The organism is Bacillus sp. S14(2024) (genome assembly GCF_050473785.1).
Lineage (GTDB): Bacteria > Bacillota > Bacilli > Bacillales > Bacillaceae_G > Bacillus_A > Bacillus_A yunxiaonensis.
The window spans coordinates 3,954,811-3,980,106 of sequence record NZ_JBFLUP010000006.1 but is presented as its reverse complement, the minus strand read 5'-3'; the positions used below and the strand labels follow the sequence as shown (position 1 = coordinate 3,980,106).

Genomic DNA, 25,296 nt, shown 5'->3' with positions numbered 1-25,296 from the left:
CTTTTAAGATGACCTTATAAAATTACGTGTATAAAGGGGAGTAACTTTCATAATAAAGTCGTCATTACAGGGAGAAACCCTCGGCTTTATTAGCAACAATATGTTGTTAGTGAGACCTTTACCAGACGTGGTAGAGGCCCCTTATTGTCTTTTTAGGACCTTTACCATTTTGGTAAAGGTCCTTTTTGTATGCTGTAATAGGAGATTGAGAGAGGAGAAAGGATATGAGAAAGTTGTGGAAAAGAATACGTTTAATCTTCCAAGTTCGTAAATTTATTCCGTTTTTATTTGAATTCTTTACATCAAAGGATGTGGAATTTAAGAAAAAGGTACTTTCTATCTTATTTTTATGTGGATATGTTATGTTTCCGTTCGATATCATTCCAGATTTTTTATTGTTTTTTGGTGTGCTGGATGATGTAGCGGTGATTCTATTTATTTTGCAGCGCATTGTTAAGATGGCACCTGTTCATTTGCAGGATAAATATGGATTAGCAGAATAGGAGAAAGATAGATGGAGCAGCTTATTTTAGATTTTATTCATTACTTAAAGCAATTCTCTTATTTTGGCGTTATTTTTGCTTTAACGTTTGAATTTGTTCCTGCTGAGATTGTATTACCGCTCGTTGGATACTGGGTATATGAAGGCGATATGAGTTTTTGGATTGCGGTTTTAGCAGGAACAATTGGGGGAACAACAGGACCATTAACATTGTATGCCTTAGGATATTATGGAGGCCGTCCACTATTACTTAAATATGGAAAGTGTTTTTTTATTAGAGAAGAACAAATTCAAAAAGCGGATCATTTCTTTGCAAAATATGGCCCTGTGGTAGCATTTACAGGACGATTTGTTCCAGGTGTACGCACACTTATTTCGATTCCATGCGGAATGGCGAAAATGAATATTGTGCAGTTTACCATCTACACATTTGTGGCGATGGTACCGGTAACCACCCTTTATATTTATATTGGAATGAAGCTTGGACCGCATTGGCAGAAGGCTGGTGCTATTGTGGATCAGTATATGTTGCCTATATTAGGAGTTGTTTTCATTTTTATGATTGGAATGGTTATTTTCAAAATGGTTAAGAAGAAAAGTAGAACGGACTATTGATATGTAGACTCTATAGATGACCGTTCTTTAAAGAAAAAGAGAGTGTGTTAAAATAGAATAGATATTGTTTATAAGGAGCGGATTAGATGTCGAAAAAGGCGATAAAAAGAATTCTTGAATATATATGGATTATTGTTGTGCTCCTAGTCGGATATAAATATTTGCAAGAGAAAAGTCTGTGGGTTCTTTTTTTAGTCACTTTTATATTAGCGGGACTAGGAGCATTGTTTATTAACTTTTTCTTTGAAAGTATTGAAACTTGGAAAAAGAGGAAAGAACAGAAGTGATGACGGAAAACGTAAGTAAGCTCGCTAAGGATAGCGAGCTTACTTTTTTACGCTTCTTTTTTTTCATCATCCGTTTTGGCAATGAGTAGATTACTGTTTTGTTTTGAATAGAAAAAGTATACGCATAAACCGATTGTTAGCCATACTCCAAATCCAATCCATGTTTCTTTTGAAAGGTTAAACATTAAGTATAGACAGCAGCAAATTGCAACGATTGGTAAAATAGGAACGAATGGCACTCGGAATGCTCTCGGTAAGTTTGGATGTGTTTTTCGTAAAATAAGTACCGCTAGGGAAACGAACGTGAATGCTGTTAATGTGCCGATGCTTACAAGATTTGCAAGTATATGTAGATCTAATAAACCAGCAAGTGCAGCAGCAGCAATCCCCATAATCCATGTGTTTATTAAAGGGATTTTGAATTTTTTATTTACGCGAGATAACGCTTTTGGCAATAATCCATCGCGGCTCATCGCATATGAGACACGTACTTGTCCATACATAACGACGAGAATAACAGTTGTCATTCCAGTCATTGCCCCTACTGCCAGCAAACTAGCGATCGTGTCTTCACCGACAAACCTTAAGGCATAAGCAACTGGATCTGTCACGTCTAATTGTGTATAAGGCACCATACCTGTTAATACAACGGAAACAATGATATACAATGCGGTACAAATAAGAAGGGAACCGATAATTCCAATTGGTAAGTCGCGCTGTGGTTTCTTTGTTTCTTCGGCAGCAGTTGCAATCGCATCAAAGCCTAAAAAAGCAAAGAATACAGTTGCAGCACCGGCGATAATGCCGTCGTAACCAAATGGTAGAAACGGTGTCCAGTTTGCTGGTTTTACATATTTTGCGCCGGCAACGATAAAAGCAATAATGACGGCTAGTTTAATGAGTACCATAATATTATTTATGCGGGCACTTTCGCGAATGCCTCTACTTAATAATGTTGTAATAAGAAGTATAATGAGGACAGCTGGTAAATCAACGATACCGCCTTTTCCTATACCGGGGGCAGAGGCGATGATAGCCGGGAGTTTTATCCCAAATCCGAGCAGCAGGGATTGTAAATAACCAGACCAGCCGACGGCAACGGCAGCAACTGCGAGCAAATATTCAAGCATTAAACACCAGCCGATGATGAAAGCAACAATTTCCCCAACTGTCATATAAGCATATGTATAAACACTTCCTGAAATTGGGATAGAAGATGAAAACTCAGCATAGCAAAAAGCGACGCATGCACACGTAAAGGCAGCGAGTAGAAAGGATAGCATAATACCAGGACCAGCGTGCTTTGCCGCAACAATACCGGTTAAAACGAAAATACCGGTTCCGATAACAGCTCCAATTCCTAAAAAGGTTAAATCAAGGGCACTTAATGTTCGATTGAGTTGACGTGGTGCTTCGGTCGTAAGGGGTTTCTTTCGTAAAAGTGTTTTCAAATTTCAATCTCCTCTCTATAAGGTTAATCATTAGCGGGGGTCTTACTGCCCGTTAGTACGGGATAAATAGATACAACTGCTAAGTTTGAACGTAGCCCCTTAGAGCACTAAGTAGAGAGTAGAAATGGTATTATGTATAAATAAAATGGAGAATGGTGCAGTTGTACGTTATTTTTAGGATAAATATGTAATTTCATTAGTAAATTTATCATAATTCAGAATATTTAGTCAATATAAAGTATAACAAATAAAACGACATACTTAAGTAAACACTATTGTAAGAAATTAATGCATTTTTTATGTAGGAGTAGATACTATGTTATTTTATTTTGAACTTGTCATCATTTTACTTTGTACAAAACTTGCTGGTGATATTAGTGTTCGGCTTGGACAACCAGCTGTATTAGGAAAATTAATTATTGGAATTGTTATTGGTCCAGCTATGTTTGGCATTATTAATAGTTCTGCGCTTATTGATGAATTAAGTGCAATTGGTGTATTGCTTCTTATGTTTATGGCGGGGCTTGAAACAGATTTAGAAGAATTAAACCGCAATCTTACATCGTCCTTTGCTGTAGCAATAGGAGGAATTATCTTTCCGTTTATTGGAGGATATGTTGCAGGCCTTTTATTTGGAATGTCGCAGGCACATGCAATTTTTTTAGGACTGCTTCTTTGCGCTACGTCCGTTAGTATTTCTGTTCAAACATTGCGAGATCTTGGGAAAATGAATACGAGGGAAAGTACAACGATTTTAGGAGCAGCTGTATTTGATGATGTGATCGTTGTTATATTGTTAGCATTTGTGATGAGTTTTCTCGGTTCACAAGATGTGAATGTAACGCTCATAATCGCGAAGAAAGTCATCTTTTTTGTTACTATTTTCCTAATTAGCTGGAAAGGTGTCCCTTTCATTATGAAAGTATTGTCACCGCTTCGTGTTTCAGAGTCGCTAATTAGTGCAGCGCTCATTATTTGTTTTTCATTCGCTTATTATAGTGAAATCATGGGGATTGCCGGAATTATTGGGGCATTCGCTGCCGGAATCGCAATTTCACAAACTTCATATAAGCATGAAGTAGAACGTAAAATTGAGCCAATTGCGTATGCGATTTTTGTTCCCGTCTTTTTCGTTAGTATCGGAATGGAAATTACCTTTCAAGGATTAGGAAACCAAATATGGTTCATTGTCATTATGACCATTATTGCTATAGTAACAAAATTAGTCGGTTCAGGACTTGGCGCAAGATTAACGGGATTTGATTTACGATCCTCTATTAGTATTGGAGCGGGAATGGTATCAAGGGGAGAGGTGGCACTTATTATCGCTTCTAACGGATTGACTGCGAATCTGTTAGCGAAAGAGAATTTTACGGCGATTGTGATTGTTGTTATTTTGACAACGATTATCACGCCGCCTTTGTTGAAGAAGTATTTTGTTTGAGAGTGTAATAGTGGTAATGACAGCACTCTGTTATTACCACTATTAAGAATTACTGATTTCTTAACGTACCGGAAATCGGTGATTTTAAAAACTATTTTCTTGTCCGTGTCACATACGGATAAATGGGATCTCTTAATTCGAATTTATACGTTTCTCCATCCACAATTCCAAGTACCTTCTCGCTATCGTAAAGATCTAACATAAATCCGGCCATTTCTTTTGCAGTATGAAATTTTGGAACGGCTCCTTTATAAGTAAACTCATCTGCATCTAAAGAACGTTTAGCAAATTCAGTTTCAGTTGCAGCAGGAGCTAATACTTTTGCTTGCATGGCTGCTCCTTTTTCTTTCAATTCTTGTGCTAGCCCTTCTGTAAAGGCACTTACATAGAACTTTGTCGCACAATAGGTCACAGCATCGGCAACAATCACGTATCCTCCTCCAGAAGAAATATTGATGAGTTGCGTTCCTTCAATATTTGCATAGTCACGTACATAAAGAGAGGACAGAATAGTTAAGGCTTCAATATTCAAGTGAAGCATCTTCTCAATTTTATTTAAATTTTGTTCCCCAACGGAAGCAAAGTTTCCAAACCCAGCATTGTTGATCCAAGTCTCAATCTGATAATCCTGAAGACTTTCGTAGAATTCATAAACATTTGCAGTAACAGATAAATCAACAGTTCGGATGACAACATCCAGATCTGCGTTAATGTCAATCACTTTTGATTTTAATTTTTCCAATTCCTCCGTTCTGCGTGCTGCTAGGATTAAGTTTTGTCCGCGAGCTGCAAAAGCAAGAGCCGTTTCATACCCGATTCCTGAACTGGCACCCGTAATAACTGTATATTTCATATAAATTCCTCCTGAATTTTATTTAATTTAATTGTGCAAGAACTATGAGCTGATTATACTGATTAGAGTGAACTCTAAGTCAAGAGGAAATTAATGTGGAGGTTTTTTATGCACACTATTGGTGAAGTGGCTAAAATGTTAGGGATAAGCACGCATACATTGCGGTATTACGAAAAGGAAAAAATTATAATTCCCGTTCGTGATGCCAGTGGAGACAGACGATATAACGACTCGCATATGAAATGGCTGCAATTTGTTATCAAGTTAAAAGAAACACAAATGCCCATCGCGAAAATAAAGAAGTATGCTTCATTAGCATTAGAAGGAGATCATACTACAACAGAGCGATTAAACCTTTTAGAAGAACATAAACACTCTATTCAGGAACAAATCAGAACGTTAAAAGCCGCGGATGAGATGCTTGAGTATAAAATTTCCGCTTACAAAGATTTCATCAGTAAACAAGATTAGACGCAGGTTCTATAAGAGAAAATAAATTAAGTGTACTGCGCTCTATATAATTTGAAATCCCGTCACTTCATTCTTTAAAGAGAAGTGGCGGGATTTATTTGGCATATTTAATATTTTAGCTACTACGTGCAAAGTTAGTACTTGTATGCTGCGGGGGTGTATATTTTTGTTTAGGAACTGTTTTAGATTATAAGGAAGTTTCATTTTGTGTTAAATTTTACCTGAGGAAAATTTATAGACAGGAAAATCTTGCGATTTTATAATAAGGCGAACTAAAAAGATAAGATTATATAGAAAGGAATTGATTAAATGAAAAGTTGTTTTTTACTGTTTTTAATTGCTTCAATCTACTTCACTTTTTCTCTTCCTACATATTCACAGGCGATGAGTGATTCTGTACAACAGGTGAATGTAGATGAAGAAGAGAGTATATTTAATTCGCAATATTATCCGCTTGCTCCGAATGGTGTATATCTTGGGAATTTAATAGACAGCAAGGGGAATGAACATAAATTAGCATCTTGGGTGGCAGATAAGAATTCGATTGATATAGAAGTAGATCATAGAGACGTTGCCTCTCGAGATAGGAATTATGTAATGGAACTGTTTCGCGAAAAGGAAAATGGTTCGTTAGAATACATAACAGAGAGTAAATTCACATCTGGAGAAGAAGATCCCATAATGTATCATTTTACATTTGAGGAAAAAGATTTTGAGAATGATTTATACATTTACGCGCGTTTTGGAGTTAGTCCTGATGCGAATGCAGATGAATATTCAGATGTCATGCAATTTAAAATTTTAAATCCGTCTATGCATTTTGAAGGTTGGTTATTGGACGAAGATAAATGGTACTATGTGTTGAATCCTTACGACGATTATTATTATTATATAAGAAATTGGCGGTCTATTGAAGGCAAATGGTATTATTTTGATCCAAACACAGCACAAATGATGACTGGTTGGGTTGAAGATGAGAATAAATGGTATTATATGAATCCGTCCGGCGAAATGGCAGTTGGTTGGATATACAATCAAAACAAATGGTATTATTTAAATCCGTCTGGAGAGATGAAAACAGGATGGTTCCAATATGGTGGTAAATGGTACTATTTAAATGCATCAGGAGAAATGGCAAAGGGATGGATTCAAGATAAAAATAAATGGTATTATTTAAACACATCTGGTGAAATGCAAACAGGTTGGATATACGAAAGTGGAAAGTGGTACTATTTAAATCCGTCTGGCGAAATGGCAGTAGGTCTTAAAACTATAAACTATAAATCTTACTATTTTTATGCATCAGGCGAAATGGCGACTGGCTGGGTATATGATCAAAATAAATGGTATTATTTTATGCCTTCTGGACAAGCTGCTTTTGGGCCAGTATATGTAGATGGGAAGAAATATTATTTCTCAGGAACAGGCCAATTACTAAATTAAAATATAATAGCTTCTTTTTGTTGAAAATGAAATTCTATAAAAATAGCTGTTTTATACAAATTTTTTGAGGATTTATGAAGAAAAAAGACTTCGGTTATACTGAAGTCTTTTTTCATTGCGTTTTATATAACTCTAAATCCCGCTGCTTTATTCTTTAAAGGAAAGCGGGGGATTTCTTTGTCATTAGTTACTCCGTGCTAGGGGAGTGTTTGTATGTTGCGTCGTTGTATATTCTTGTTTAGAAATCGCATGAGATTTAAAGTGTGAAAATAAATAACATCCTGCAATAACAATCATACTTCCGACAACTTGAATCCATGTCATTTGTTCACCTAATAATAGAAACGCTAAAATAGCAGTGAAAATAGGATTGAAATTTAAGAAAATACCTGAAGTAGTCGCACCTAATTTTTGGACACCGATATTCCAAAAAACCATACATAACACAGTTGAGATAACGCCTGTATACATAATGGATCCTAAGAATGAAGCGTTCATATTTGAAATAGTAAAATGAGAGATGTTAAAAGGAACGAGTATGATGATACCAAAGGTACCAGAATATAAGGTAGACATCAGTGGTGTCGTCTTTTTCGTTGCCCATCTACTGCAAACTGAATAGATTCCCCATACACATACCGCAGCCATCATCCATAAATCACCTATATTAAAATGTAAGGAAAACAATGTATCTATTTTCCCTTTTGAAAGAACGAGAGTAACGCCGAAAAATGAGACAATCATAGATGTAATTTGAAATATATTAATTTTTTCTTTTAAAAATAAAGCTGAACAAACAGCGATAGAAATCGTATTTAATGTAGAAATAAGACCAACATTTGTTGCTGATGTATGCTCTAATGCCCAAAACTGAAAAATGTTAAAGAAAACAACGCCAGTAACCCCCATAAGAAATAAAGGGAGAATTGCATCTTTTGGTGGAAAAAGTTTCTTTTCTTTCAACCATACAATGGGGAACAGACAAATGACTGCAATAATCCACCGAAGAGTAGTAAGTGTCATAGGGGAAGCGTGCCCGACAAGGGATTTTCCCACTACGAAATTTCCGCCCCACAATAAGCTTGTGATGAGTAATAAAATGACATAAGGCATAATATGAGTTAGCTCCTTTACAAGAAAGTAGGGCTTGCGCATTGCCCATTTGATGAAAGACAGCCACTGTGCACGGTGGTAGGATATATACTGTAAACTATGTAAATTGTAGCATTTTTCTTGTTTGTCATATATGTTATTTTGTATAATTAATAAAATTCGAAATAATGTAAAGTTGTTGTGTTATTTAGCAGAATTTTATTCATTTTAAGTACAGTTGTTATATGTTTTGGTGAATAATCGTTTGTTGTAAAAAAGGAGATTGGAAATGGAACATGTAGTTCGCAAAGGGTTAGATGATTTAGATATACAAATTTTAGATGTGCTGCAACAAGAAGGGCAGCTTAGTAACGCTGAGGTTGCACGCCGCGTGAATCTTTCACCGCCAGCTACGCATGCACGGGTGAAACGATTAGAAAGTGAAGGGTTTATTAACCGGCAAGTAGCGATTTTAAATCAAGAGAAATTGGGATTTGGTTTATTATGCTTTATTTTTGTCAGTACAAATATTCATCAAGCGGAGAAGCTGGAAGTGTTAGAGAAGGCCATGAACGAAATGCCAGAAGTATTAGAATGTCATTGTTTGACGGGGGAGTATGATTATATTTTAAAAGTTGTACACCGAGATCGAAGCGAGCTAGAACGTTTTATTCGTAAATTAAATATGCTCGGTATTACGAGAATTCAAACGAGTTTAGCACTGCGAGAAATTAAGTATTCTACTGTATTGCCTCTGCAGAGCGAAAAAGATGGCGGAGCTGTTTAGCTCCGCCTATTGTGTATGGGGACGAATCCACAGTTTTGCAAAGTCTGTCCATCCGAAAGAATCAATGGTGACATTTTGCAAAGAGGAAGGGAAACTTCTTCTTTTTAAGACATGATAGTAAAAGACAAGAAGGTATTGATCCCTAAGGATTTTTTCTATTTCGTATATTAAGTTGTATCGTTTTTCTTTACTTGGTTCTGCTACAAATTGATCGAGCAGTTTATCAATTTGTTTTTGAAGATGTGGATGTCTAAATCGATGAACAAAACAGCTTTTATTTTTGAATATATGTAAAAAGGCCATTTCAAGATCTGCATCGAGAACTTCTCCTGTTAAAATGATATCAGCTTGTTTTGTAATATCTTCGTTAAAGTAATCGGTGATTGGAAATGGGTGCAACTGTAAACGTATGCCAAGTGGTTCGCAACGTTTTTGTAACCAGATCGCATCGTGCTCACTGCCTTTAAAGGCAAAGAAATAGATGTGTATAGTCTCTCCATTATACGTACTTTGTTGTAAATATTCTTTTGCCTTAGATAAAGATGTTTCTTTATACATTGTTCGGCTCTTATCAGGAAAGAAGCTATGAGCTGGTATCGTACGTTTCCCGCCGAGGTCTTGAATTAATGATGTAGGGTCCATTATTTCTGCCCATGCTTTTCGGAAGTAAATATCATGCTGCGGGCCGTCTTTTTGAAAATTAAATGCTGCGTATATACAGCCGATTTCTTCTGTTTCCACCGCTTTTTCTTCTTCACATCTCATATTCGGTAATACGTAATTTGTTTGTATATTGGACTGTTCTGGAACGAGCCAAAATTCAATTCGATCCAGCAGTGCCCGTTCTTTAAAATAATCGGGAAATGCTTCTAAGATAATGTGATCTTCGGTGAAGCTTTTGATTTTAAAGGGACCCGTACCAATATACTGGTGATTTTGGATTATTACGTCATGCGGTAAAATCGATAATTGTACAGAGCTTATGTAATGTAGAAAAAAACGATTTGGTTTTCGTAAATGAAACACTACCTGCAAAGGAGAAGGAGTGTCCATTGAAGTAATTTCATCTGTTAACCAAGTAAAAGGTGAGTGAATGGTTTGTAGTCTTTCGAAGGAGAAGATTACATCTTTTCCCGATAATGTTTTGCCGTGGTGGAAACGAACCCCTTTTCGTAAATAAAATGTCCACGTCAATTGATCTTCACTAATTTCCCACGTATGTGCTAAATGCGGCTCGAATGTATCTGTTTCTTCGTTATATCTCACCAATGTGTCAACGATTTGGCTAATAAGATGACTTTCAGTTGTAACGGCAGCAAATGCCGGATCAATCGGCAGTAATTTTCGTTTATATGGAATTTTTAATACATCATATAAATCATCTGAAGTTGTATGTCCAAAATAAGTGTTTAATCGCTCTTCTATCTTTTCTCGTAGTAAGAAAGGCAGCGGTTCTTTCAATAATAAAAATACTTCCTTTAACTTCTCATTTTTTAAAAGTTCTTCAACATGCGGTAAAATCGCTTCTCCAAATGTTTGCAGGAAGTGAACTTCTGTTTTATTTCCCCGGCCTCTTCCTGGTATCCATTCAATCAGTTTTTCTTCACTCATTTTTTTTAGTAAAATCTTCACATTTTTTGTACTGCAAAATAAGATAGCAGCCAATTCTTGGAGACTATTTTGAATATGTTGTTCATTTGGAAAGGAAAGTCTTAGCCGAATATAGTGGTCCATAATTTTCATGTTTACATCTCCTTTTTCTAAAAGGGGAAACTCTTCAGAATATTTTAACCTTTTTCTTCCACTTTTTCAAAGTAAAATGAAGAAACAGAAGGAGGGGGAAACAGATGGGATTTTGGTCTATGCATCGCAACATTAAAATTAGAATTATTACATCCTTTTTAACTCGGACAGTAGGAACAATGATTTTTCCGTTTATGGCAATTTACTTTTCTGTAAAATTAGGAGCAGCATTAGCGGGGTTCTTATTGTTATTAAATGTCATTGCCTCACTGATCGTTGGCCTATATGGAGGTTATATTGCTGATACATTAGGGCGGAAAAAGGTCATGATTATTGGGCAGGTAATTCAAGTAGTCTCTATTGCTTGCATGGGGGTTGTGAACTCAGATTATATAGATTCACCTTGGCTCACATTTGTCTTTTTACTTATAAACAGCATCGGTTCCGGTGTAATGAATCCAGCAACAGAAGCAATGTTAATTGATGTAAGTACACCGGAAAATCGAAAAATGATGTACAGTATTAATTACTGGGCAATCAATTTATCTATCGCCATTGGTGCAATTTTCGGAGGACTTCTTTTTGAACACTATAGATTCCAATTATTTATGCTGCTGACAGGCATTGCGTTATTAACACTGTATTTAATTACAGTGTATATGGAAGAAGTATATGTAGTTGAAAAGAAAGCAGAAAAGAAAAACGTATTAAAAGATATGGTAAACAATTACCGAGTTGTCGTAAAAGACCGAGCATTTATCATATTGTGCTTGGCAAGCATATGCGCATTATCATTAGAGTTTCAAATTAATAACTATATCGGCGTTCGTCTGCAGAAAGAATTTGAAACAATGACATTTTCACTATGGAACGGAAATCACTTTGATTTAACAGGTATTCGAATGCTAAGTTGGATTTCCACCGAGAATACTGTATTAGTTGTTTTATTTTCAGCTTTTGTTGTGAAAATCATGAATCACTTTCAGGACAGGAAAGTACTTTATATAGGCCTGTTTATATATACGATTGGATTTACGCTATTCGGAGCAAGTAATAGCCTATGGATTCTATTACTAGCAGGTTTGTTCCAAACCATTGGAGAGATGATGTATGTTCCAGTGAGCCAGTCTATTCGGGCGGATATGGCAAGGGATGATGCAAGAAGTTCCTATATGGCGATTAACGGCATGGTCTTTCAAATTGCGAAAATGGTAGGAACACTCGGCATTATGATTGGTTCTGTTATTGCTTCTTGGGGAATGAGCATCTTGTACTGTTTAATAGGGATAAGCAGTATTCTTTTATTTAAAAAAGCAGTTGATATGTATCATCGTCAAGGGGAGAAGGTAGAGAAGATAGGATAGTGAGAAGGCTGCTTGTGTTGAGGACAAGTGGCTTTTTTTAAAGGTGTTAAATAGCTCGGATAGGAGGTAGTTGTAATGAAAATTAGCCCAAAAGAATTTTATATTCGTAATATACGTTATATGATTAGGTCTGCAATGGAAGAGGATGCAAAAAATTTATCCGAAGTACGATTACAAATAGATGGCGAAACAGAAAACTTAGATAGAGAGAAGGGCGAAGCGTACATAGATGAAGTTGGTTTTAAAAAGATCATTAAAGAGGATACAGACAGTGTTAGTAATTTATTTTTAGTAGCCGAACTGAATGGAAGAATTGTAGGTTTTTCAAGGTGTGTAGGAAATAAATTGAAAAGAACAGCTCATAAAGTAGAATTTGGTGTCTGCGTATTACAAGAGTATTGGGGATATGGAATCGGAAAGAACCTCTTAAAAGAATCCATTCATTGGGCAGACGCAAATGGAATTAAGAAAATGACGTTGTATGTTCTAGAAATGAACGCGAAAGCGAAAAGCCTTTATGAAGGATACGGTTTTGAAGTAGAGGGTATCTTGAAAAATGACAAAGTTTTATCGGATGGGAATTACTATAATACTATTTTGATGGGGAGATTTCATGGATAAAAGGGGAGTGGGAGAATGTTTCCTATACTAGAAACAGAAAGACTAATCTTGAGAGAGTTAATAGAAGATGATGCACAAGGGATATTGAATTGCTTTTCGAATGAGGATGTATTACGTTACTACGGACAAAATCCATTAACAGATTTAGAACAGGTGAAAAATATAATTAGAAACTTTTCAAATAACTACAAAGAAAAACGAGGAATAAAATGGGGAATTGAAAGAAAAGAAACAGAAGGGATTATTGGAACGATTGGATTTCATGACTGGTCTTCTGAACATAAGAGAGCTGAAATAGCTTATGCACTTTTACCTGAGCACTGGGGGAAAGGGTATGCTACTGAAGCAGTTTTAAAGGTTATATCATATGGATTTACTGAGCTTGAATTAACTCGTATTGGAGCAGTTGTTTTTACAGAAAATAAAGCATCTAATGTGTTACTAACAAAACTAGGCTTTCAAAATGAAGGCGTTCTTAGAAATTATATGTATCAAAATAATGTTCCATATGACACGAACGTTTACTCCTTGCTTCCAACTACCGCTTTTACTCGGAATTAAGTTTATTGGTGCTTTGGTAGAAAATAAAGACCCTTCGGCAATGTTCGATATAAAAAGAATCCATTTTGACCAAAATGGATTCTTTTTATTTTCTGGTCATGCGAAAAATTCATATACACCAATTACAATGAGTAAAAGGCCGGATAAAACATTTGAGTATTTGCCAATGAATGTTTGTGACAGCTTATATCCAGACTGCGAACCAATCATAATGGAAACGAATGAAAAGAATCCAACAGATACTGCAGTCCAAATGGGAGAAAGTCCACTCATTCCACCGCCAAACCCCATCGTAATACAATTAAGAGATAAAATAATTCCTAAGTAAAAAGATTCTTTCCAAGAAATTGTATGATTAGCATCTTTGTCTACTTGCTCTGGATTTTGAAGTACAGGAGAGGGGCGTGATAAGTATTCAGATAAGATAGTCCATGCACCTAGACCAATAAGGAGAATGCAGCCGCTTATATTTGCGGCATCTTTAGAGATATATTGCGAAATAAATGAACCAGCTACAACGGAAAGATATACAGCGCACATAGAGATAATAGCAATAAAGAGATTAGCCATTACTGTAATGCGCATTTTTTTCATTCCAAGAGATAAACCGATCCCCAAATTGTCTAAGTTTGCTCCAATTCCGATAAGTAAAATGGATAACCAATGCATAGGAAAACCTCCAAAAAATAAAGTGAAACTTCCATGAGTGAGTTTTTTTATTTCCCACTGAACTTTTTCTTTCCATTCCCCTGAATATTGCGGCGGCGTTTTACCGAGGAATAAATCTGTTCTTACTATATGAGGAGGTTATGGAATTGGTGCCTAGAAAATAGAAAAAGGCTACTATGCGCGGTTTTGCGATAGTAGCCATATAGCTTGCTTAGATAAGGTGTAAATATGGAGACGGAACTTATAAAGTAGAAATATATACTTTTGCTTTTTTTAGAACAATGAAATGAATAAAAAGGATACTTCCACCTAGTAGTAAGAGTGTAAATAAGAGATGAGCCGTAATAAGTAGAATCATAATTGAAAAGAACATTAGCTGCATGGTTGTCACTAGAAATACAAGCGTAATAAAAGCGTGTTTTCGTTCTATAAGCGAAACTGGATACAATGCTACAATACTATTTCCCGAAAAATAATTCCAAAGGGCACGAATTTGTAAGGCAGATATGTATAAGATGCATAACGTGATGATTCCCTTTCCGATGAACGTAGGAATGTAGTATAAAACAATGCATCCTACTACGGTCAATCGTATGTAAATGCCAAGGTAACCGTTCACGCGTAAGAAGGATAAACTATACAAATATAAAAAAGGAGATCGTTTTTGATGCAGTAATGTTTCAATCCCAGTGGTGAGCCATTTTCTTTGTTTTACTTGCTGTTTTACTTGCGGTACATCCGTAAAGAAATGAACAAATTGATAAAAGCGCATGTCCATTTTTTCTTCTTGCTCTATTACATATTCCCACTGAATTTGCCGTGTGTTTTTGTTTATCGTATATAAAAATAAAAGGGCTACTAAAAGTAGTAGACTTCCCATGATTGTAATAGAAGTAAATTGGAAGAGTGCATATGTAATTGTCGCATTGCAGATGATTCGGATGATAAACCAAAGTTGAGCAAATTCTGTACTTCCATGCGTCCAATGCAGATACATATTCCAGCCTTTTATAAGAGCAAGAATGAAAAAAGCTCCGAATAAAAACGCAGAAGTCGTATGTAATGACTGCTTTGCAAGAGGTGTAATGATCAGTACTGCGCATAATAATGGAAAGAGCTGAATGATATAACTGTACAAAAGAGAGCGTCTAAAATAATATGCTAGTTTTTCTTCCAGTGGCAATACATATACGATATCCGGTTTTTGTAAAAATGTCCGAATGGGAGAACGAGTAAGTACAATTGTAAGTAAAATCGTCACAATGGTTAATACAACAAACTTAGGTGGAAGTGAGCGAAGAAATTTTGCATAATAATAGCCGCCTACACTAAGAAGAAAAAGGAAGCTATAAACTAAACTGCTTGCAATACGTGCAAAGTACATTGTGACTTTTTGTAGATGTTGCTGAAAACGATCATTCCAAAGCGTTTCGATTGTCACTGAAATCACTCCTTTGTTTCATTATAAGCAGGATTGTGTTCTTCTTGCTACCCGCGAATAGCGGAATAAAAAAGCAAGTTACCTTTTATTAGGCAACTTGCTCGTCTTGTTTATCTTTTTTCTCGTCACGTTTCATTAATGGATAGAAAGCAAAGCCAACTATAAATAATCCAATGCCAAGGAGGAATGTTTTCATATCAGCAGAGCCAGTTTTAATAACCCATAATGCATAAATAAGAGCAATAGCGGCAATGATTCCGTCCGTTATACGAGCACCTTTTTGTTTTTCGTATGTTTCACCTGTCACAACAAGCTTCAGCTGGAAGATTGGAGAAACGAGGTATGGGATTAAATAGGCAAGTGTTGAAACGGTAATAACAAATGTATACGCCTGCGCAATTGTCCCGGATAGTGTTGAGAATAGGAACACTTGCGACATAATATTTGTTAAACGAAGCGAATGAATCGGGCTTCCTTTTTTATTGGTTTTTGTGAAGAAGGATGGAAAGAATCCTTCTTTTGCTGCTTGATATGGTACTTCTGAGCTTAATAAAATCCATCCAAGAATGGATCCAAATAAAGAAGTAAGTGCAAGCAGCGCCATTAATTTTCCGCCGTTATGTCCCATTACTGCAGTTAATGCATCCGCTAATGGTCGTTCAGATGCTTGTAGCTTATCTATATGAAGAACACCCATTGTTAAAATCGTAATCCCTAAATAAATACAAACTGTTAATAATAAACCAGTAACAGTAGCACGTTTTACCGTTTTTGGTGAAACAGCACGATTGGATAATAATACAGCTGACTCAATGCCGATAAAGGCCCAAAGTGTTGTTAATGCTGCTAAGTTTACTTGTGATAGTAATCCGTGTGAAATACCTTCTTTATCAATAATTGGTGTATACCATTGCCCCAGTTTAGAAGCTTGGAATGCAAATAATGTCACAATGATGAAAAGAAGGAATCCTGTTATTTTCGTTGTTGTTGCTAAAAAGTTTAATTTACCAGCACCGCTTATACCGTTCGCCAAAATCATATGTGTACCCCATAATAAAATGGTACAAATGGAGAACGTAATCAATTTTCCAACTTCAATGTCGAAAGTTCCAATTGAAAACAATATGTGAGTATCTTTCATAATTGGGAAAAAGAGTGATAAATAACCAGCAAATGATGTAATGATGGCTACGTTGCTTGCCCAGTTTGCAACCCAGTAGCCCCATACGATGCTAAATCCTGCCATTTTTTTTGTTTTTTGTGAAGAAAAGAGCGCATAGGCATGACTTTGCGGACCTGTTGTTAAATCAGGACGACGAATCGCTAAATTACCGAAAACAAGAGCTAGCATTAATACGCCAAATCCTGTTGTTAACCAAGCTAATGTAACACCAAGAGGGCTAGCTGTTTGTGCCAATGTACTTGGAACCATGAAAATACCAGCCCCAACCATATTTCCAACTACAAATGCAGTGAGTACCCAAAAGCCCCATTTTTTTTGTTGCATAAAAACTACCTCCAAAATTAGTATAACCAAATCAAGCGCGGAGATATGTATGTGTTTGAAGTTCCAAACAAAACAAAAAAACGCGTATGTTCACGCGTTTTTCAATCTTATTAAGAAACCCACGGACATATCTCTTGATAGCTCTCCACAAGCAAAAAGCCCGTGACAGTCCTGCACTTATTCAATGCAGTCCCAGCAAGAAAGTACTGTGGATACTTCTTACTTCGGCAATCATTCCTTTCTGATTTGTTCAGCGATGCCACACATCTTCTAAATCATACTATTAATAATTGCAACCTCTACCTCACCGAGATACGAATGAGGATTTATGTATAAAGTTAACATAATCAAGGGTAACAAATGGCTTTTTATTCGTCAATGCAAATAAACATAATCAGATTATTATGAGAATAGGTATGTTCACGATAATGAAACAACTTAAGGCTTCGCAACATATAATATGTATATGAAATGAGGTATAAAGCAAAGCTGTCATTAGTAAGTTTTTTTCGTACTTTACTGATGGCTAGCTTTATTTCCTTAAAACTTTGGTGGAAGTTTTACTGCCCGCCAATAGCGGAATAAAGAGGGATAGCGGATGGAGAGCTGGTTTAAGAGAAACTGCTTTATATGTGGGAAGGAGATTCATAGGCACCAGGAGACAGATACAATAGAGAAGTTAAAAAAGCAAAATGAAGAGCTCGCAGCTTCTTTAGAACGATGTATGAGACTACTCTATGATACACAAAAGAATGTAAGTAAAAAAAAAGAAAAGAGTGCAAGTGCATTGCCGCCTATTTTTTCATTAGGAGATAAGATAGAAGTATTTGATGGGGAGACACGTACAGAGGGGATCTTTATTGAGTGTACAAGCGAATGGTTATATTGGGTTAACGTTGATTATGATCTAACCATTAGTCATATAAAAAGTGTAAAAAATATTATAAAAAAAGAGTCTATTCAAAAAAAGGTTTAAATAACTCTTTTTGAAATAGACTTTGCTTTTTTGTCCTAGGAGTTAGAACACTTTATGAGTGATTAGCATACTCTACTAATGCTAATTGTATCTAAACTTGTAACATTGATATTAGCGCGGTTGTCCACCCAGATTAAGAAGTTGCCTTCGAAGCGAATGAAAACACCTCGACCATCGATTTCACGTCCTGCTGAGAAAACGCGGATTTTGTCGCCTTCTGTTAAGCCGTTTAATGTTGCCATGTGACCACCACCTCTCTATCGGAAGCTAATATATATATATGAAAATGATAGAGAGTGTGTGCGAGAGAAATGTAGTACTAGCAACTATTTTTATAAAATATAGAGGTGAGTAGAAATTATTTTTTACTCACCTTTATAGAGTTACATTAAATTCAATACTGTTATTTTCTCACGTGTCATAGATTCAAGATTTTTACGAATACCTTATGCGTCCACTAATCTGAACAGAGCCATTTGTTATGGTTAATGTTTTGTATGTAACCATTAGTCATATAAAAAGTGTAAAACGTATTATAAAAAAGAGCCTATTCAAAAAGGTTTTATATAACCTCTTTTGACATAGACTCGTCTTCTTTTAGTGAAAAGAATTTAGAATATTTTCTTTATAGGTAATTAGGAAATTTTACTAATGTTAATTGCACTTAAATTTGTAACATTGATATTAGCGCGGTTGTCCACCCAGACTAGGAAGTTGCCTTCGAAGCGAAGGAAAACACCTTGACCATCGATTTCACGTCCTGCTGAAAAAACGCGGATTTTGTCGCCTTCTGTTAAGCCGTTTAATGTTGCCATGTGACCACCACCTCTCTTTCAGAAGCTAATATATATATATGAAAAAGATAGAGAGCGTGTGTGAGAGAAATGTAGTGCTAGCAACCATTTTTGTAAAATATAAAGGTAAATAGAGATATTTTCTACTTACCTTTATAGCGTTACATTAAATTTAATTCCGCTATTCGTAGGTAGTAAGACTACTACTGATGGAAGTCTCATTTTGTTTTTCCATAAAAATGAAAAAATAATTGACAGAAAAGTCTTTAAAGTTATACAATTAAAAATGGAAAATAAAAGAAGAAGGAGGTGTGCGTGATGATTGTAATTGTAAATATGACTGGATCAGGTGTTTTACGCAGTGAAAACAATAAATATCATCACGCAACCTCTACGGACAAATAACGCTTCTTTTTAGTTGAAAAGGAAAGCGTACGTTGCGTGTGTCGTGACGTACGCTTTTATGCGTTTTTCGCATATCGTCAAAGCGACGGTATGCTTTTTTTGTCTCTTTTTTTAGATTGTTTCTATACATTTGTATAGTTTCAATAAATAAATCAATTTGAGAAAGGAAGGAATGACGATGGAAAAGTATGGAGTGCGAATGGTAAAAACGGTGACGCTGGATAGTGGATAACAAGCCTATGTTTACACAACAACGAGAAGGGAGAGGTTATATTGTTTTCTGTATTACAAAAATTAACGTGGTTTTTTAAGACGCATTGGAAAAGGTATAGCATTGCCATTGTTTGTTTACTTCTTGTCAATGTGGTCGAGATTATTCCGCCAAAGTTAATTGGATTGGCAATTGATGATATAAAAGCCGGAGATTTAACAAACGCGGGGATTATGAAGTATGTAGGGATGTTACTTGGTGCAGCAACTGTGGGTTATGTACTTTCTTATGTGTGGCAATATCATTTATTTGGCGGTGCATTTGTGCTTGAAAAAACGATGCGTTCCAAATTTATGGGGCATTTGCTGAAGATGACGCCAACTTTTTATCAAAGGAATCGCACTGGTGATTTAATGGCAAGAGCAACGAACGACTTGAAAGCTATTGCCATGACAGCTGGATTTGGTATTTTAACGCTCGTTGATTCGAGTTTATATATGCTCACAATTGTGCTTATGATGGGGTTTTCGATTAGTTGGAAGTTAACATTCGCTGCTTTATTGCCGCTTCCGATTATGGCGTATGCAGTGAGTGCTTATGGAAAGAAATTACACGAGCGCTTTACAGTTGCACAAGATGCATTTGGAGATATGAACGATAAAGTGCTGGAGTCGATTGCCGGTGTACGTGTCATTCGCGCTTATGTACAGGAAAAAGAAGATGAGAAGCGATTTCATACGTTAGCAACAGATGTGTATGCAAAAAATATGAAAGTCGCAAAAATTGATTCACTGTTTCAACCGACAGTGAAAATGCTTGTTGGAATGAGTTATTTAATCGGGCTTGTGTACGGAGCGTTTTTAGTATTTCAAAACGAGGTAACGATTGGGGAACTTGTATCGTTTAACGTGTACCTTGGCATGATGATTTGGCCGATGTTTGCAATTGGGGAGCTGATTAACGTGATGCAGCGCGGGAATGCTTCACTTGATCGTGTAAACGAAACGTTGGCATATAAACAAGACGTAAAAAATATCAAGAAACCATTGCGTGTGCATCAACCAGACTGCATTGATTTTGAAGATGTATCCTTTTCGTATCCAACATCTCCTACATTGAATTTGAAAAACGTTTCGTTTTCGTTGAATAGAGGGGAGACACTTGGGATTGTTGGGAAAACAGGAAGTGGAAAAACAACGCTCGTTCGGCAGTTTCTTCGCCAGTATCCACTAGGAACAGGTGAAATTACAGTATCCGGTGCATCGCTTCAAAATATACACATTGATTATGTATTAAGCTGGGTTGGATATGTCCCGCAAGAACACATCCTTTTTTCGAAAACAGCACGGGAAAACATTTTATTTGGAAACCGAGAAGCAAGTGAAGAAGAGCTGCAAAAGGCAATTGAAATTGCTGCTTTCAAGAAAGACTTAGAATTTTTGCCGGATGGATTAGAAACACTTGTTGGAGAAAAAGGTGTATCACTATCAGGGGGACAAAAACAACGTATTTCTATTGCACGAGCAGTCATTCAAAATCCAGAAATTTTAATTTTAGACGATTCATTATCAGCTGTTGATGCAAGAACAGAAGCTGCAATTATTGAAAATATTCGAAAAGAACGCAGTGATAAAACAACAATCATTACGACGCATCGTTTATCCGCTGTAGAGCATGCTGATTGGATTCTTGTAATGGATAATGGGGAAATCATTGAAGAAGGAACGCATGACATGCTTATTCAACAGGGCGGTTGGTATACAGAGCAATTTGAAAGACAACAAGGGGAAATCGTAGAAGGCGAGGTGAAAATATGAGCGTTGGAAAACGATTATTTCAATATGCAATGAAAGTAAAAGCAACGATTGGAGTGGCTTTAGCAATGTTATTTATTTTCGTTATTGCTGAATTAGCTGGTCCGTTTGTTGCAAAAACGATGATTGATGAACATATCGTTGGGATTGAAAAGCCTTGGCATGAAACGATAAAAGGAGACGATACTGTTTTTTATAACGGTGCTTGGTATAAGCGAAGCGATCGGTTTAAAGCAGGAGAACAGAAAGGAAAAGAAGTTCATATTGTTCAAATTGGCAGTGATTATTATTTCATTCCTAACAAAATTGCATTTGATGGAGCACGTTCAGTGAAAGGGAATATGATTACAATTCAGAAAGGGAAAGCAACGCAAGTATATAAAGGGGCTAAGCTTACAGGTAAGGAAGTTTTCTCGTTTTATCAGCCAGAAATAAAACGACTATTTTTACTCGGAAGCGGATATTTAGTGCTTTTACTTGTTGTCTCTCTCTTTGCATACGGCAAACAATTTTATTTACAAAAAGCAGCGAATAAAATTATTCAAATTATGCGAGAGGACGTATTTTCTCATATTCAAACATTGCCGATTCGTTATTTTGATCATTTACCAGCAGGAAAAGTTGTTTCTCGTGTGACAAATGATACGGAGGCAATTCGAGAGATGTACGTAACAGTACTATCGACATTCTTTTCTAGCTTTATTTACATTATTGGTATCTTCATTGCCCTATTCTTATTAGATGTGAAGCTTGCGCTCATGTGTTTAATCCTTATTCCGATTTTATGTGTGTGGGCGATTTTCTACCGCAAGTATGCGTCTGTGTACAATCATAAAATGCGCTCACGTTTATCAGATATTAATGGAACGGTCAATGAATCCATTCAAGGAATGCCTGTTATTCAAGCGTTTCGTCAAGAACGTGCGGTAAAACAGGAATTTGAACAGCTAAATGAAGAGTATTATATGTATCAAAATAAAATTTTGAGTTTAAATGCAGCAACGTCTCACAACTTAGTTGGTGTGCTCCGCAACATTGCGTTTACAGCTGTGATTTGGTACTTTGGCGGCGCATCATTAAGTGCAGCGGGGGTAATTTCATTAGGTGTGCTATATGCGTTCGTTGATTATTTAACACGATTATTTTCACCAATTACCAATATGGTGAATCAGTTAGCAAATTTAGAGCAAGCACGCGTGGCTGCAGAGCGTGTGTTTGAATTGTTAGATGAAAAGGGAGAAAAAGTAAAGGAAGAGCACATCCCGCGTTTACGAGGAAATGTTCGGTTTGATAACGTTTCGTTTTCTTATAACGGGAAAGATGAAGTTCTGCGAAACATTTCTTTTGAAGCGAAGCAAGGAGAAACGGTTGCGTTAGTCGGGCATACAGGATCAGGGAAAAGCTCGATTATGAATGTACTCTTTCAATTTTACGAATTTCAAAAAGGGAACATCACGATTGATGGATATGATATAAAGGCTATCTCAAAACAGGCGCTTCGCGAGCATATGGGAATTGTACTGCAAGATCCATTCCTATTTACAGGAACGGTAGCTTCAAATGTAAGTTTAGAGCAAGAACAAATTTCGAAGGAACAGATTATGAAGGCGCTGCGTGATATTGGAGCGGAACGTTTTGCAAATAATATCGGGGAGGAAGTAGCGGAAAAAGGAAGTACGTTTTCAACTGGTGAGAGGCAGCTTATTTCCTTTGCACGTGCACTTGCATTTGATCCAGCAATTTTAATTTTGGATGAAGCAACATCCAGCATTGATACAGAAACAGAAGCAATGATTCAACAGGCGCTCGAAGTCGTGAAAAAAGGGCGCACGACATTTATTATTGCCCATCGGTTATCAACAATTAAAAGTGCCGATCAAATTATCGTACTGGATCGCGGAATGATTCTTGAAAAGGGTTCACATGAAGAGTTGATGGCAAAGAAAGGCCGTTATTATGAAATGTATAAAACGCAAATTGCAGGTAGTCAAAGTGCGTAACGTTCATGGAATGTTCAGAAAATTTTAAAACAATGTTTACAAGTACGACGTATTCTTCCTTTGTCTACATGATATTTTGGGATAAAGTGAAACTTCCAGCAGTGGGAGGGTTTCCCCACTGCTGGTTAGTTGAACCAATCGGGCGTTTACGGGCAGTTATCCCTCATTCAATGCTTATAGGTTATATGGATTACTGCCCGTTAATGCGGGATAAAGGGGGAATATATGATGGAGGAATTATCAGTTACATTCAACATCGCATTCTTTTTGTTACTATGTGGAATGATTGGATATTGTGTATTAGATTCTTGAGGAACTTGCCGCCTTGGCAAGTTCTTTTTTTACGTGTCCGTCAATATATCGGCGAAAGTGAGAAATTTATCGGTGCTTCGACAGAATATAAAGTGAAACTTCCATCAGTGACGTTTTTTCACTGATGGAAAGCTCTCACCAATCGGGCGTTTTTCTTCCCTGATCTTCGCCATCCTTTACTGCCCGCGAATAGCGGGATAAAGACCTTTCGGTGATGTTCGACACAAGAGAAGTTGGGCCGCTGGAACTTTAAATAAAATTTAATTTCTACATGTATTTATATAATTGTTTGATTTTGAACGAAAAGGATACACTAAGTGAAAACATTTTGATTGAAAAATATTGCGAGATTGAATACAATAATCAATATTGTTCTTAAATTCCTATCAGAATACTTGGAGGACTGTCGTTATGAAAAAATTACTTTCATTTTTCGTACTTGCACTATTGGTTGTGGGAGTTGTAGCAGGTTGCGGAAAACAAGCAAAAGATAATACAGCGCAAGGCACTAAAACAGATGCGCTTGATCAAATTAAAAAGAGCGGAGAGATTGTAGTTGGAACAGAAGGTACATATCCGCCGTTCACATTCCATGATGCAAGTGGAAAGTTAACAGGGTTTGATGTTGAGATTGCAGAAGAAGTAGCAAAACGCCTTGGCGTGAAACCGGTATTTAAAGAAACACAATGGGATAGCTTATTTGCTTCGCTTGACGCAAAGCGTGTTGACATGATTGCAAACGAAGTTGGGATTCGCGATGATCGTCAAAAGAAATATGATTTCTCTAAACCATACGTATCTTCTTCAGCAGTACTTGTCATTCCGAAAGATAAAGACAAACCAGCGAAATTCGCAGATGTAAAAGGTTTAAAAGCAGCACAATCTTTAACAAGTAACTTTACTGACATTGCGAAGAAAAATGGTGCGGAAATCGTTGGTGTAGAAGGCTTTAACCAAGCGGTTGAATTATTAAAATCTGGTCGTGTTGATTTGACAATTAATGATCGTTTATCTGTATTAAACTACTTAAAAACAAAACCAGATGCAGCAGTAAAAATTGTTGATACAGAAAAAGAAGCATCACAAAGCGGATTGATGTTCCGTAAAGGCAGCGATAAACTTGTTGCTGAAGTAAATAAAGCGTTAGATGATATGAAAAAAGACGGCACTTACGACAAAATTTCGAAGAAATGGTTTGGTGAAGATGTATCTAAGTAATGCTATATTTGATTTAGATCGGTTATCTGTTTGGGTTGATATAACAAAAGCATCCTTCATGCCTATGCTGAAGGGTGCTATTTCTGATACGATACCGCTGACGTTGATTTCATTTGCAATTGGTTTAGTGTTAGCGACGTTAACAGCACTATGCCGCATTTCTGGAAATCGCGTATTAGAATGGATTGCACGCATCTATGTATCTATTATTCGCGGTACACCGCTCCTTGTTCAGTTATTTATTATTTTTTATGGACTTCCGACAATTGGGATTACAATTAATTCCTTTCCAGCAGCGATCATTGGTTTCTCGTTAAGTGTCGGAGCGTACGCTTCAGAAATTATTCGCGCTGCTATTTTATCGATTCCGAAAGGGCAATGGGAAGCTGCATATACCATTGGTATGTCGTACCCGCAAGCGCTGCGCCGTGTTATTCTACCGCAGGCAACACGCGTTTCGATTCCGCCTCTTTCCAATACATTTATTAGTTTGATTAAAGACACATCGCTGGCGTCAATGATTTTAGTAACAGAAATGTTTCGGAAAGCGCAGGAAATTGCAGCGACAAACTATGAATTCTTAGTTGTTTATACAGAAGCGGGACTCATGTATTGGGTAATTTGCTTCTTATTATCTATTGTGCAGCAAATTCTTGAAAAACGAACAGAGCGTTATACTTTAAAATAATCCTTGTTAAAAGGAGTTTTGGTTTAT

The 25,296-nt window shown here is 36.5% G+C and carries 25 protein-coding genes and 1 riboswitch; of the genes, 16 read left to right on the top strand and 9 right to left on the bottom strand.

The window, feature by feature from the left end; genetic code table 11:
• The first annotated feature begins 224 nt into the window (after window positions 1-224).
• The 3 genes from AB1279_RS20140 to AB1279_RS20130 all read left to right on the top strand — a co-directional run bounded on the left by AB1279_RS20140 (window position 225) and on the right by AB1279_RS20130 (window position 1,404).
• The gene (locus tag AB1279_RS20140) at window positions 225-503 is read left to right on the top strand and encodes a YkvA family protein (RefSeq protein WP_429760640.1); all 279 of its coding nucleotides are present in this window, start codon (window positions 225-227) and stop codon (window positions 501-503) included.
• A gap of 11 nt (window positions 504-514) precedes the next feature.
• Window positions 515-1,117: a DedA family protein gene (locus tag AB1279_RS20135; protein ID WP_429760639.1), complete on the top strand. Its 603-nt coding sequence runs from the start codon at window positions 515-517 to the stop codon at window positions 1,115-1,117.
• Between the two features lie 86 nt (window positions 1,118-1,203).
• On the top strand, window positions 1,204-1,404 hold the full coding sequence (locus AB1279_RS20130; RefSeq protein WP_429760638.1) for a hypothetical protein: 201 nt from the start codon (window positions 1,204-1,206) through the stop codon (window positions 1,402-1,404).
• A 47-nt stretch (window positions 1,405-1,451) separates the two neighbouring features.
• On the opposite strand, the gene AB1279_RS20125 is transcribed toward AB1279_RS20130, so the two are convergent.
• Window positions 1,452-2,855 carry an amino acid permease gene (locus AB1279_RS20125; RefSeq protein ID WP_429760637.1) on the bottom strand — a complete coding sequence of 468 codons (1,404 nt, stop codon included), beginning with the start codon at window positions 2,853-2,855 and terminating at the stop codon, window positions 1,452-1,454.
• Between the two features lie 316 nt (window positions 2,856-3,171).
• On the opposite strand from AB1279_RS20125, the gene AB1279_RS20120 reads away from it, so the two are divergent.
• Window positions 3,172-4,299, top strand: a complete 1,128-nt coding sequence (locus AB1279_RS20120; protein ID WP_429760636.1) for a cation:proton antiporter — start codon at window positions 3,172-3,174, stop codon at window positions 4,297-4,299.
• A gap of 91 nt (window positions 4,300-4,390) precedes the next feature.
• On the opposite strand, the gene AB1279_RS20115 is transcribed toward AB1279_RS20120, so the two are convergent.
• A complete protein-coding gene (locus AB1279_RS20115) occupies window positions 4,391-5,152 on the bottom strand; it encodes an SDR family NAD(P)-dependent oxidoreductase (protein WP_429760635.1) in 762 nt (253 codons plus the stop codon).
• A 108-nt stretch (window positions 5,153-5,260) separates the two neighbouring features.
• Here AB1279_RS20115 and AB1279_RS20110 point away from each other — a divergent pair, with 108 nt between their 5' ends.
• On the top strand, window positions 5,261-5,623 hold the full coding sequence (locus AB1279_RS20110) for a MerR family transcriptional regulator (protein WP_429760634.1): 363 nt from the start codon (window positions 5,261-5,263) through the stop codon (window positions 5,621-5,623).
• A gap of 309 nt (window positions 5,624-5,932) precedes the next feature.
• Window positions 5,933-7,066: a hypothetical protein gene (locus tag AB1279_RS20105; protein WP_429760633.1), complete on the top strand. Its 1,134-nt coding sequence runs from the start codon at window positions 5,933-5,935 to the stop codon at window positions 7,064-7,066.
• A 183-nt stretch (window positions 7,067-7,249) separates the two neighbouring features.
• Here the strand turns inward: AB1279_RS20105 and AB1279_RS20100 are convergent, their stop codons facing one another.
• Window positions 7,250-8,179 (bottom strand): DMT family transporter, encoded by a 930-nt coding sequence (locus AB1279_RS20100; protein WP_429760632.1) that lies wholly within the window; start codon window positions 8,177-8,179, stop codon window positions 7,250-7,252.
• Between the two features lie 268 nt (window positions 8,180-8,447).
• Here AB1279_RS20100 and AB1279_RS20095 point away from each other — a divergent pair, with 268 nt between their 5' ends.
• A complete protein-coding gene (locus AB1279_RS20095; RefSeq protein WP_429760631.1) occupies window positions 8,448-8,945 on the top strand; it encodes an Lrp/AsnC family transcriptional regulator in 498 nt (165 codons plus the stop codon).
• Window positions 8,946-8,951: 6 nt separating this feature from the next.
• On the opposite strand, the gene AB1279_RS20090 is transcribed toward AB1279_RS20095, so the two are convergent.
• Complete coding sequence (locus AB1279_RS20090; protein ID WP_429760630.1) at window positions 8,952-10,688, bottom strand: ABC transporter substrate-binding protein; 1,737 nt, start codon at window positions 10,686-10,688, stop codon at window positions 8,952-8,954.
• 104 nt (window positions 10,689-10,792) lie between these two features.
• Here AB1279_RS20090 and AB1279_RS20085 point away from each other — a divergent pair, with 104 nt between their 5' ends.
• The 3 genes from AB1279_RS20085 to AB1279_RS20075 all read left to right on the top strand — a co-directional run bounded on the left by AB1279_RS20085 (window position 10,793) and on the right by AB1279_RS20075 (window position 13,234).
• The gene (locus AB1279_RS20085; protein ID WP_429760629.1) at window positions 10,793-12,052 is read left to right on the top strand and encodes an MDR family MFS transporter; all 1,260 of its coding nucleotides are present in this window, start codon (window positions 10,793-10,795) and stop codon (window positions 12,050-12,052) included.
• Window positions 12,053-12,127: 75 nt separating this feature from the next.
• The gene (locus AB1279_RS20080; protein ID WP_429760628.1) at window positions 12,128-12,673 is read left to right on the top strand and encodes an N-acetyltransferase family protein; all 546 of its coding nucleotides are present in this window, start codon (window positions 12,128-12,130) and stop codon (window positions 12,671-12,673) included.
• Window positions 12,674-12,688: 15 nt separating this feature from the next.
• Window positions 12,689-13,234: a GNAT family N-acetyltransferase gene (locus tag AB1279_RS20075; RefSeq protein ID WP_429760627.1), complete on the top strand. Its 546-nt coding sequence runs from the start codon at window positions 12,689-12,691 to the stop codon at window positions 13,232-13,234.
• Window positions 13,235-13,330: 96 nt separating this feature from the next.
• On the opposite strand, the gene AB1279_RS20070 is transcribed toward AB1279_RS20075, so the two are convergent.
• The 3 genes from AB1279_RS20070 to AB1279_RS20060 all read right to left on the bottom strand — a co-directional run bounded on the left by AB1279_RS20070 (window position 13,331) and on the right by AB1279_RS20060 (window position 16,851).
• Window positions 13,331-13,903, bottom strand: a complete 573-nt coding sequence (locus AB1279_RS20070) for a manganese efflux pump (RefSeq protein ID WP_429760626.1) — start codon at window positions 13,901-13,903, stop codon at window positions 13,331-13,333.
• Between the two features lie 241 nt (window positions 13,904-14,144).
• Window positions 14,145-15,344, bottom strand: coding sequence for an ABC transporter permease (locus AB1279_RS20065; RefSeq protein ID WP_429760625.1), 1,200 nt, complete (start codon window positions 15,342-15,344; stop codon window positions 14,145-14,147).
• Between the two features lie 88 nt (window positions 15,345-15,432).
• Complete coding sequence (locus AB1279_RS20060; RefSeq protein WP_429752012.1) at window positions 15,433-16,851, bottom strand: amino acid permease; 1,419 nt, start codon at window positions 16,849-16,851, stop codon at window positions 15,433-15,435.
• A gap of 130 nt (window positions 16,852-16,981) precedes the next feature.
• Window positions 16,982-17,161: riboswitch (Lysine riboswitch) on the bottom strand.
• 288 nt (window positions 17,162-17,449) lie between these two features.
• On the opposite strand from AB1279_RS20060, the gene AB1279_RS20055 reads away from it, so the two are divergent.
• Complete coding sequence (locus tag AB1279_RS20055) at window positions 17,450-17,827, top strand: hypothetical protein (protein WP_429760624.1); 378 nt, start codon at window positions 17,450-17,452, stop codon at window positions 17,825-17,827.
• Between the two features lie 62 nt (window positions 17,828-17,889).
• On the opposite strand, the gene AB1279_RS20050 is transcribed toward AB1279_RS20055, so the two are convergent.
• The gene (locus AB1279_RS20050; protein WP_429752009.1) at window positions 17,890-18,069 is read right to left on the bottom strand and encodes a hypothetical protein; all 180 of its coding nucleotides are present in this window, start codon (window positions 18,067-18,069) and stop codon (window positions 17,890-17,892) included.
• Between the two features lie 393 nt (window positions 18,070-18,462).
• Window positions 18,463-18,642 (bottom strand): hypothetical protein, encoded by a 180-nt coding sequence (locus tag AB1279_RS20045; protein WP_429760623.1) that lies wholly within the window; start codon window positions 18,640-18,642, stop codon window positions 18,463-18,465.
• A 657-nt stretch (window positions 18,643-19,299) separates the two neighbouring features.
• Between AB1279_RS20045 and AB1279_RS20040 the strand changes: the two genes are divergently transcribed.
• From AB1279_RS20040 to AB1279_RS20020, 5 genes are all read left to right on the top strand, one after another.
• Window positions 19,300-21,054, top strand: coding sequence for an ABC transporter ATP-binding protein (locus AB1279_RS20040; RefSeq protein ID WP_429760622.1), 1,755 nt, complete (start codon window positions 19,300-19,302; stop codon window positions 21,052-21,054).
• On the top strand, window positions 21,051-23,051 hold the full coding sequence (locus tag AB1279_RS20035) for an ABC transporter ATP-binding protein (RefSeq protein WP_429760621.1): 2,001 nt from the start codon (window positions 21,051-21,053) through the stop codon (window positions 23,049-23,051). Before AB1279_RS20040 ends, AB1279_RS20035 begins: the two co-directional genes overlap by 4 nt.
• A 5-nt stretch (window positions 23,052-23,056) precedes the next feature.
• On the top strand, window positions 23,057-23,488 hold the full coding sequence (locus AB1279_RS20030; RefSeq protein ID WP_429760619.1) for a hypothetical protein: 432 nt from the start codon (window positions 23,057-23,059) through the stop codon (window positions 23,486-23,488).
• A 286-nt stretch (window positions 23,489-23,774) separates the two neighbouring features.
• Window positions 23,775-24,581: an amino acid ABC transporter substrate-binding protein gene (locus AB1279_RS20025; protein WP_429752002.1), complete on the top strand. Its 807-nt coding sequence runs from the start codon at window positions 23,775-23,777 to the stop codon at window positions 24,579-24,581.
• Window positions 24,568-25,269, top strand: coding sequence for an amino acid ABC transporter permease (locus tag AB1279_RS20020; protein WP_429754368.1), 702 nt, complete (start codon window positions 24,568-24,570; stop codon window positions 25,267-25,269). Before AB1279_RS20025 ends, AB1279_RS20020 begins: the two co-directional genes overlap by 14 nt.
• The last annotated feature ends 27 nt before the right edge of the window (window positions 25,270-25,296 follow it).

Bases quoted from the DNA above. Each gene is read 5' to 3' on its own strand.
- AB1279_RS20080 (WP_429760628.1), top strand. From the start codon at position 12,128: ATGAAAATTAGCCCAAAAGAATTTTATATTCGTAATATACGTTATATG.
- AB1279_RS20120 (WP_429760636.1), top strand. From the start codon at position 3,172: ATGTTATTTTATTTTGAACTTGTCATCATTTTACTTTGTACAAAACTT.
- AB1279_RS20085 (WP_429760629.1), top strand. From the start codon at position 10,793: ATGGGATTTTGGTCTATGCATCGCAACATTAAAATTAGAATTATTACA.
- AB1279_RS20110 (WP_429760634.1), top strand. From the start codon at position 5,261: ATGCACACTATTGGTGAAGTGGCTAAAATGTTAGGGATAAGCACGCAT.
- AB1279_RS20070 (WP_429760626.1), bottom strand. From the start codon at position 13,903: ATGCATTGGTTATCCATTTTACTTATCGGAATTGGAGCAAACTTAGAC.
- AB1279_RS20135 (WP_429760639.1), top strand. From the start codon at position 515: ATGGAGCAGCTTATTTTAGATTTTATTCATTACTTAAAGCAATTCTCT.
- AB1279_RS20140 (WP_429760640.1), top strand. From the start codon at position 225: ATGAGAAAGTTGTGGAAAAGAATACGTTTAATCTTCCAAGTTCGTAAA.
- AB1279_RS20035 (WP_429760621.1), top strand. From the start codon at position 21,051: ATGAGCGTTGGAAAACGATTATTTCAATATGCAATGAAAGTAAAAGCA.
- AB1279_RS20075 (WP_429760627.1), top strand. From the start codon at position 12,689: ATGTTTCCTATACTAGAAACAGAAAGACTAATCTTGAGAGAGTTAATA.
- AB1279_RS20060 (WP_429752012.1), bottom strand. From the start codon at position 16,851: ATGCAACAAAAAAAATGGGGCTTTTGGGTACTCACTGCATTTGTAGTT.
- AB1279_RS20055 (WP_429760624.1), top strand. From the start codon at position 17,450: ATGGAGAGCTGGTTTAAGAGAAACTGCTTTATATGTGGGAAGGAGATT.
- AB1279_RS20090 (WP_429760630.1), bottom strand. From the start codon at position 10,688: ATGAAAATTATGGACCACTATATTCGGCTAAGACTTTCCTTTCCAAAT.
- AB1279_RS20130 (WP_429760638.1), top strand. From the start codon at position 1,204: ATGTCGAAAAAGGCGATAAAAAGAATTCTTGAATATATATGGATTATT.
- AB1279_RS20105 (WP_429760633.1), top strand. From the start codon at position 5,933: ATGAAAAGTTGTTTTTTACTGTTTTTAATTGCTTCAATCTACTTCACT.
- AB1279_RS20045 (WP_429760623.1), bottom strand. From the start codon at position 18,642: ATGGCAACATTAAACGGCTTAACAGAAGGCGACAAAATCCGCGTTTTT.
- AB1279_RS20025 (WP_429752002.1), top strand. From the start codon at position 23,775: ATGAAAAAATTACTTTCATTTTTCGTACTTGCACTATTGGTTGTGGGA.
- AB1279_RS20020 (WP_429754368.1), top strand. From the start codon at position 24,568: ATGTATCTAAGTAATGCTATATTTGATTTAGATCGGTTATCTGTTTGG.
- AB1279_RS20095 (WP_429760631.1), top strand. From the start codon at position 8,448: ATGGAACATGTAGTTCGCAAAGGGTTAGATGATTTAGATATACAAATT.
- AB1279_RS20050 (WP_429752009.1), bottom strand. From the start codon at position 18,069: ATGGCAACATTAAACGGCTTAACAGAAGGCGACAAAATCCGCGTTTTC.
- AB1279_RS20115 (WP_429760635.1), bottom strand. From the start codon at position 5,152: ATGAAATATACAGTTATTACGGGTGCCAGTTCAGGAATCGGGTATGAA.
- AB1279_RS20100 (WP_429760632.1), bottom strand. From the start codon at position 8,179: ATGCCTTATGTCATTTTATTACTCATCACAAGCTTATTGTGGGGCGGA.
- AB1279_RS20030 (WP_429760619.1), top strand. From the start codon at position 23,057: ATGGAATGTTCAGAAAATTTTAAAACAATGTTTACAAGTACGACGTAT.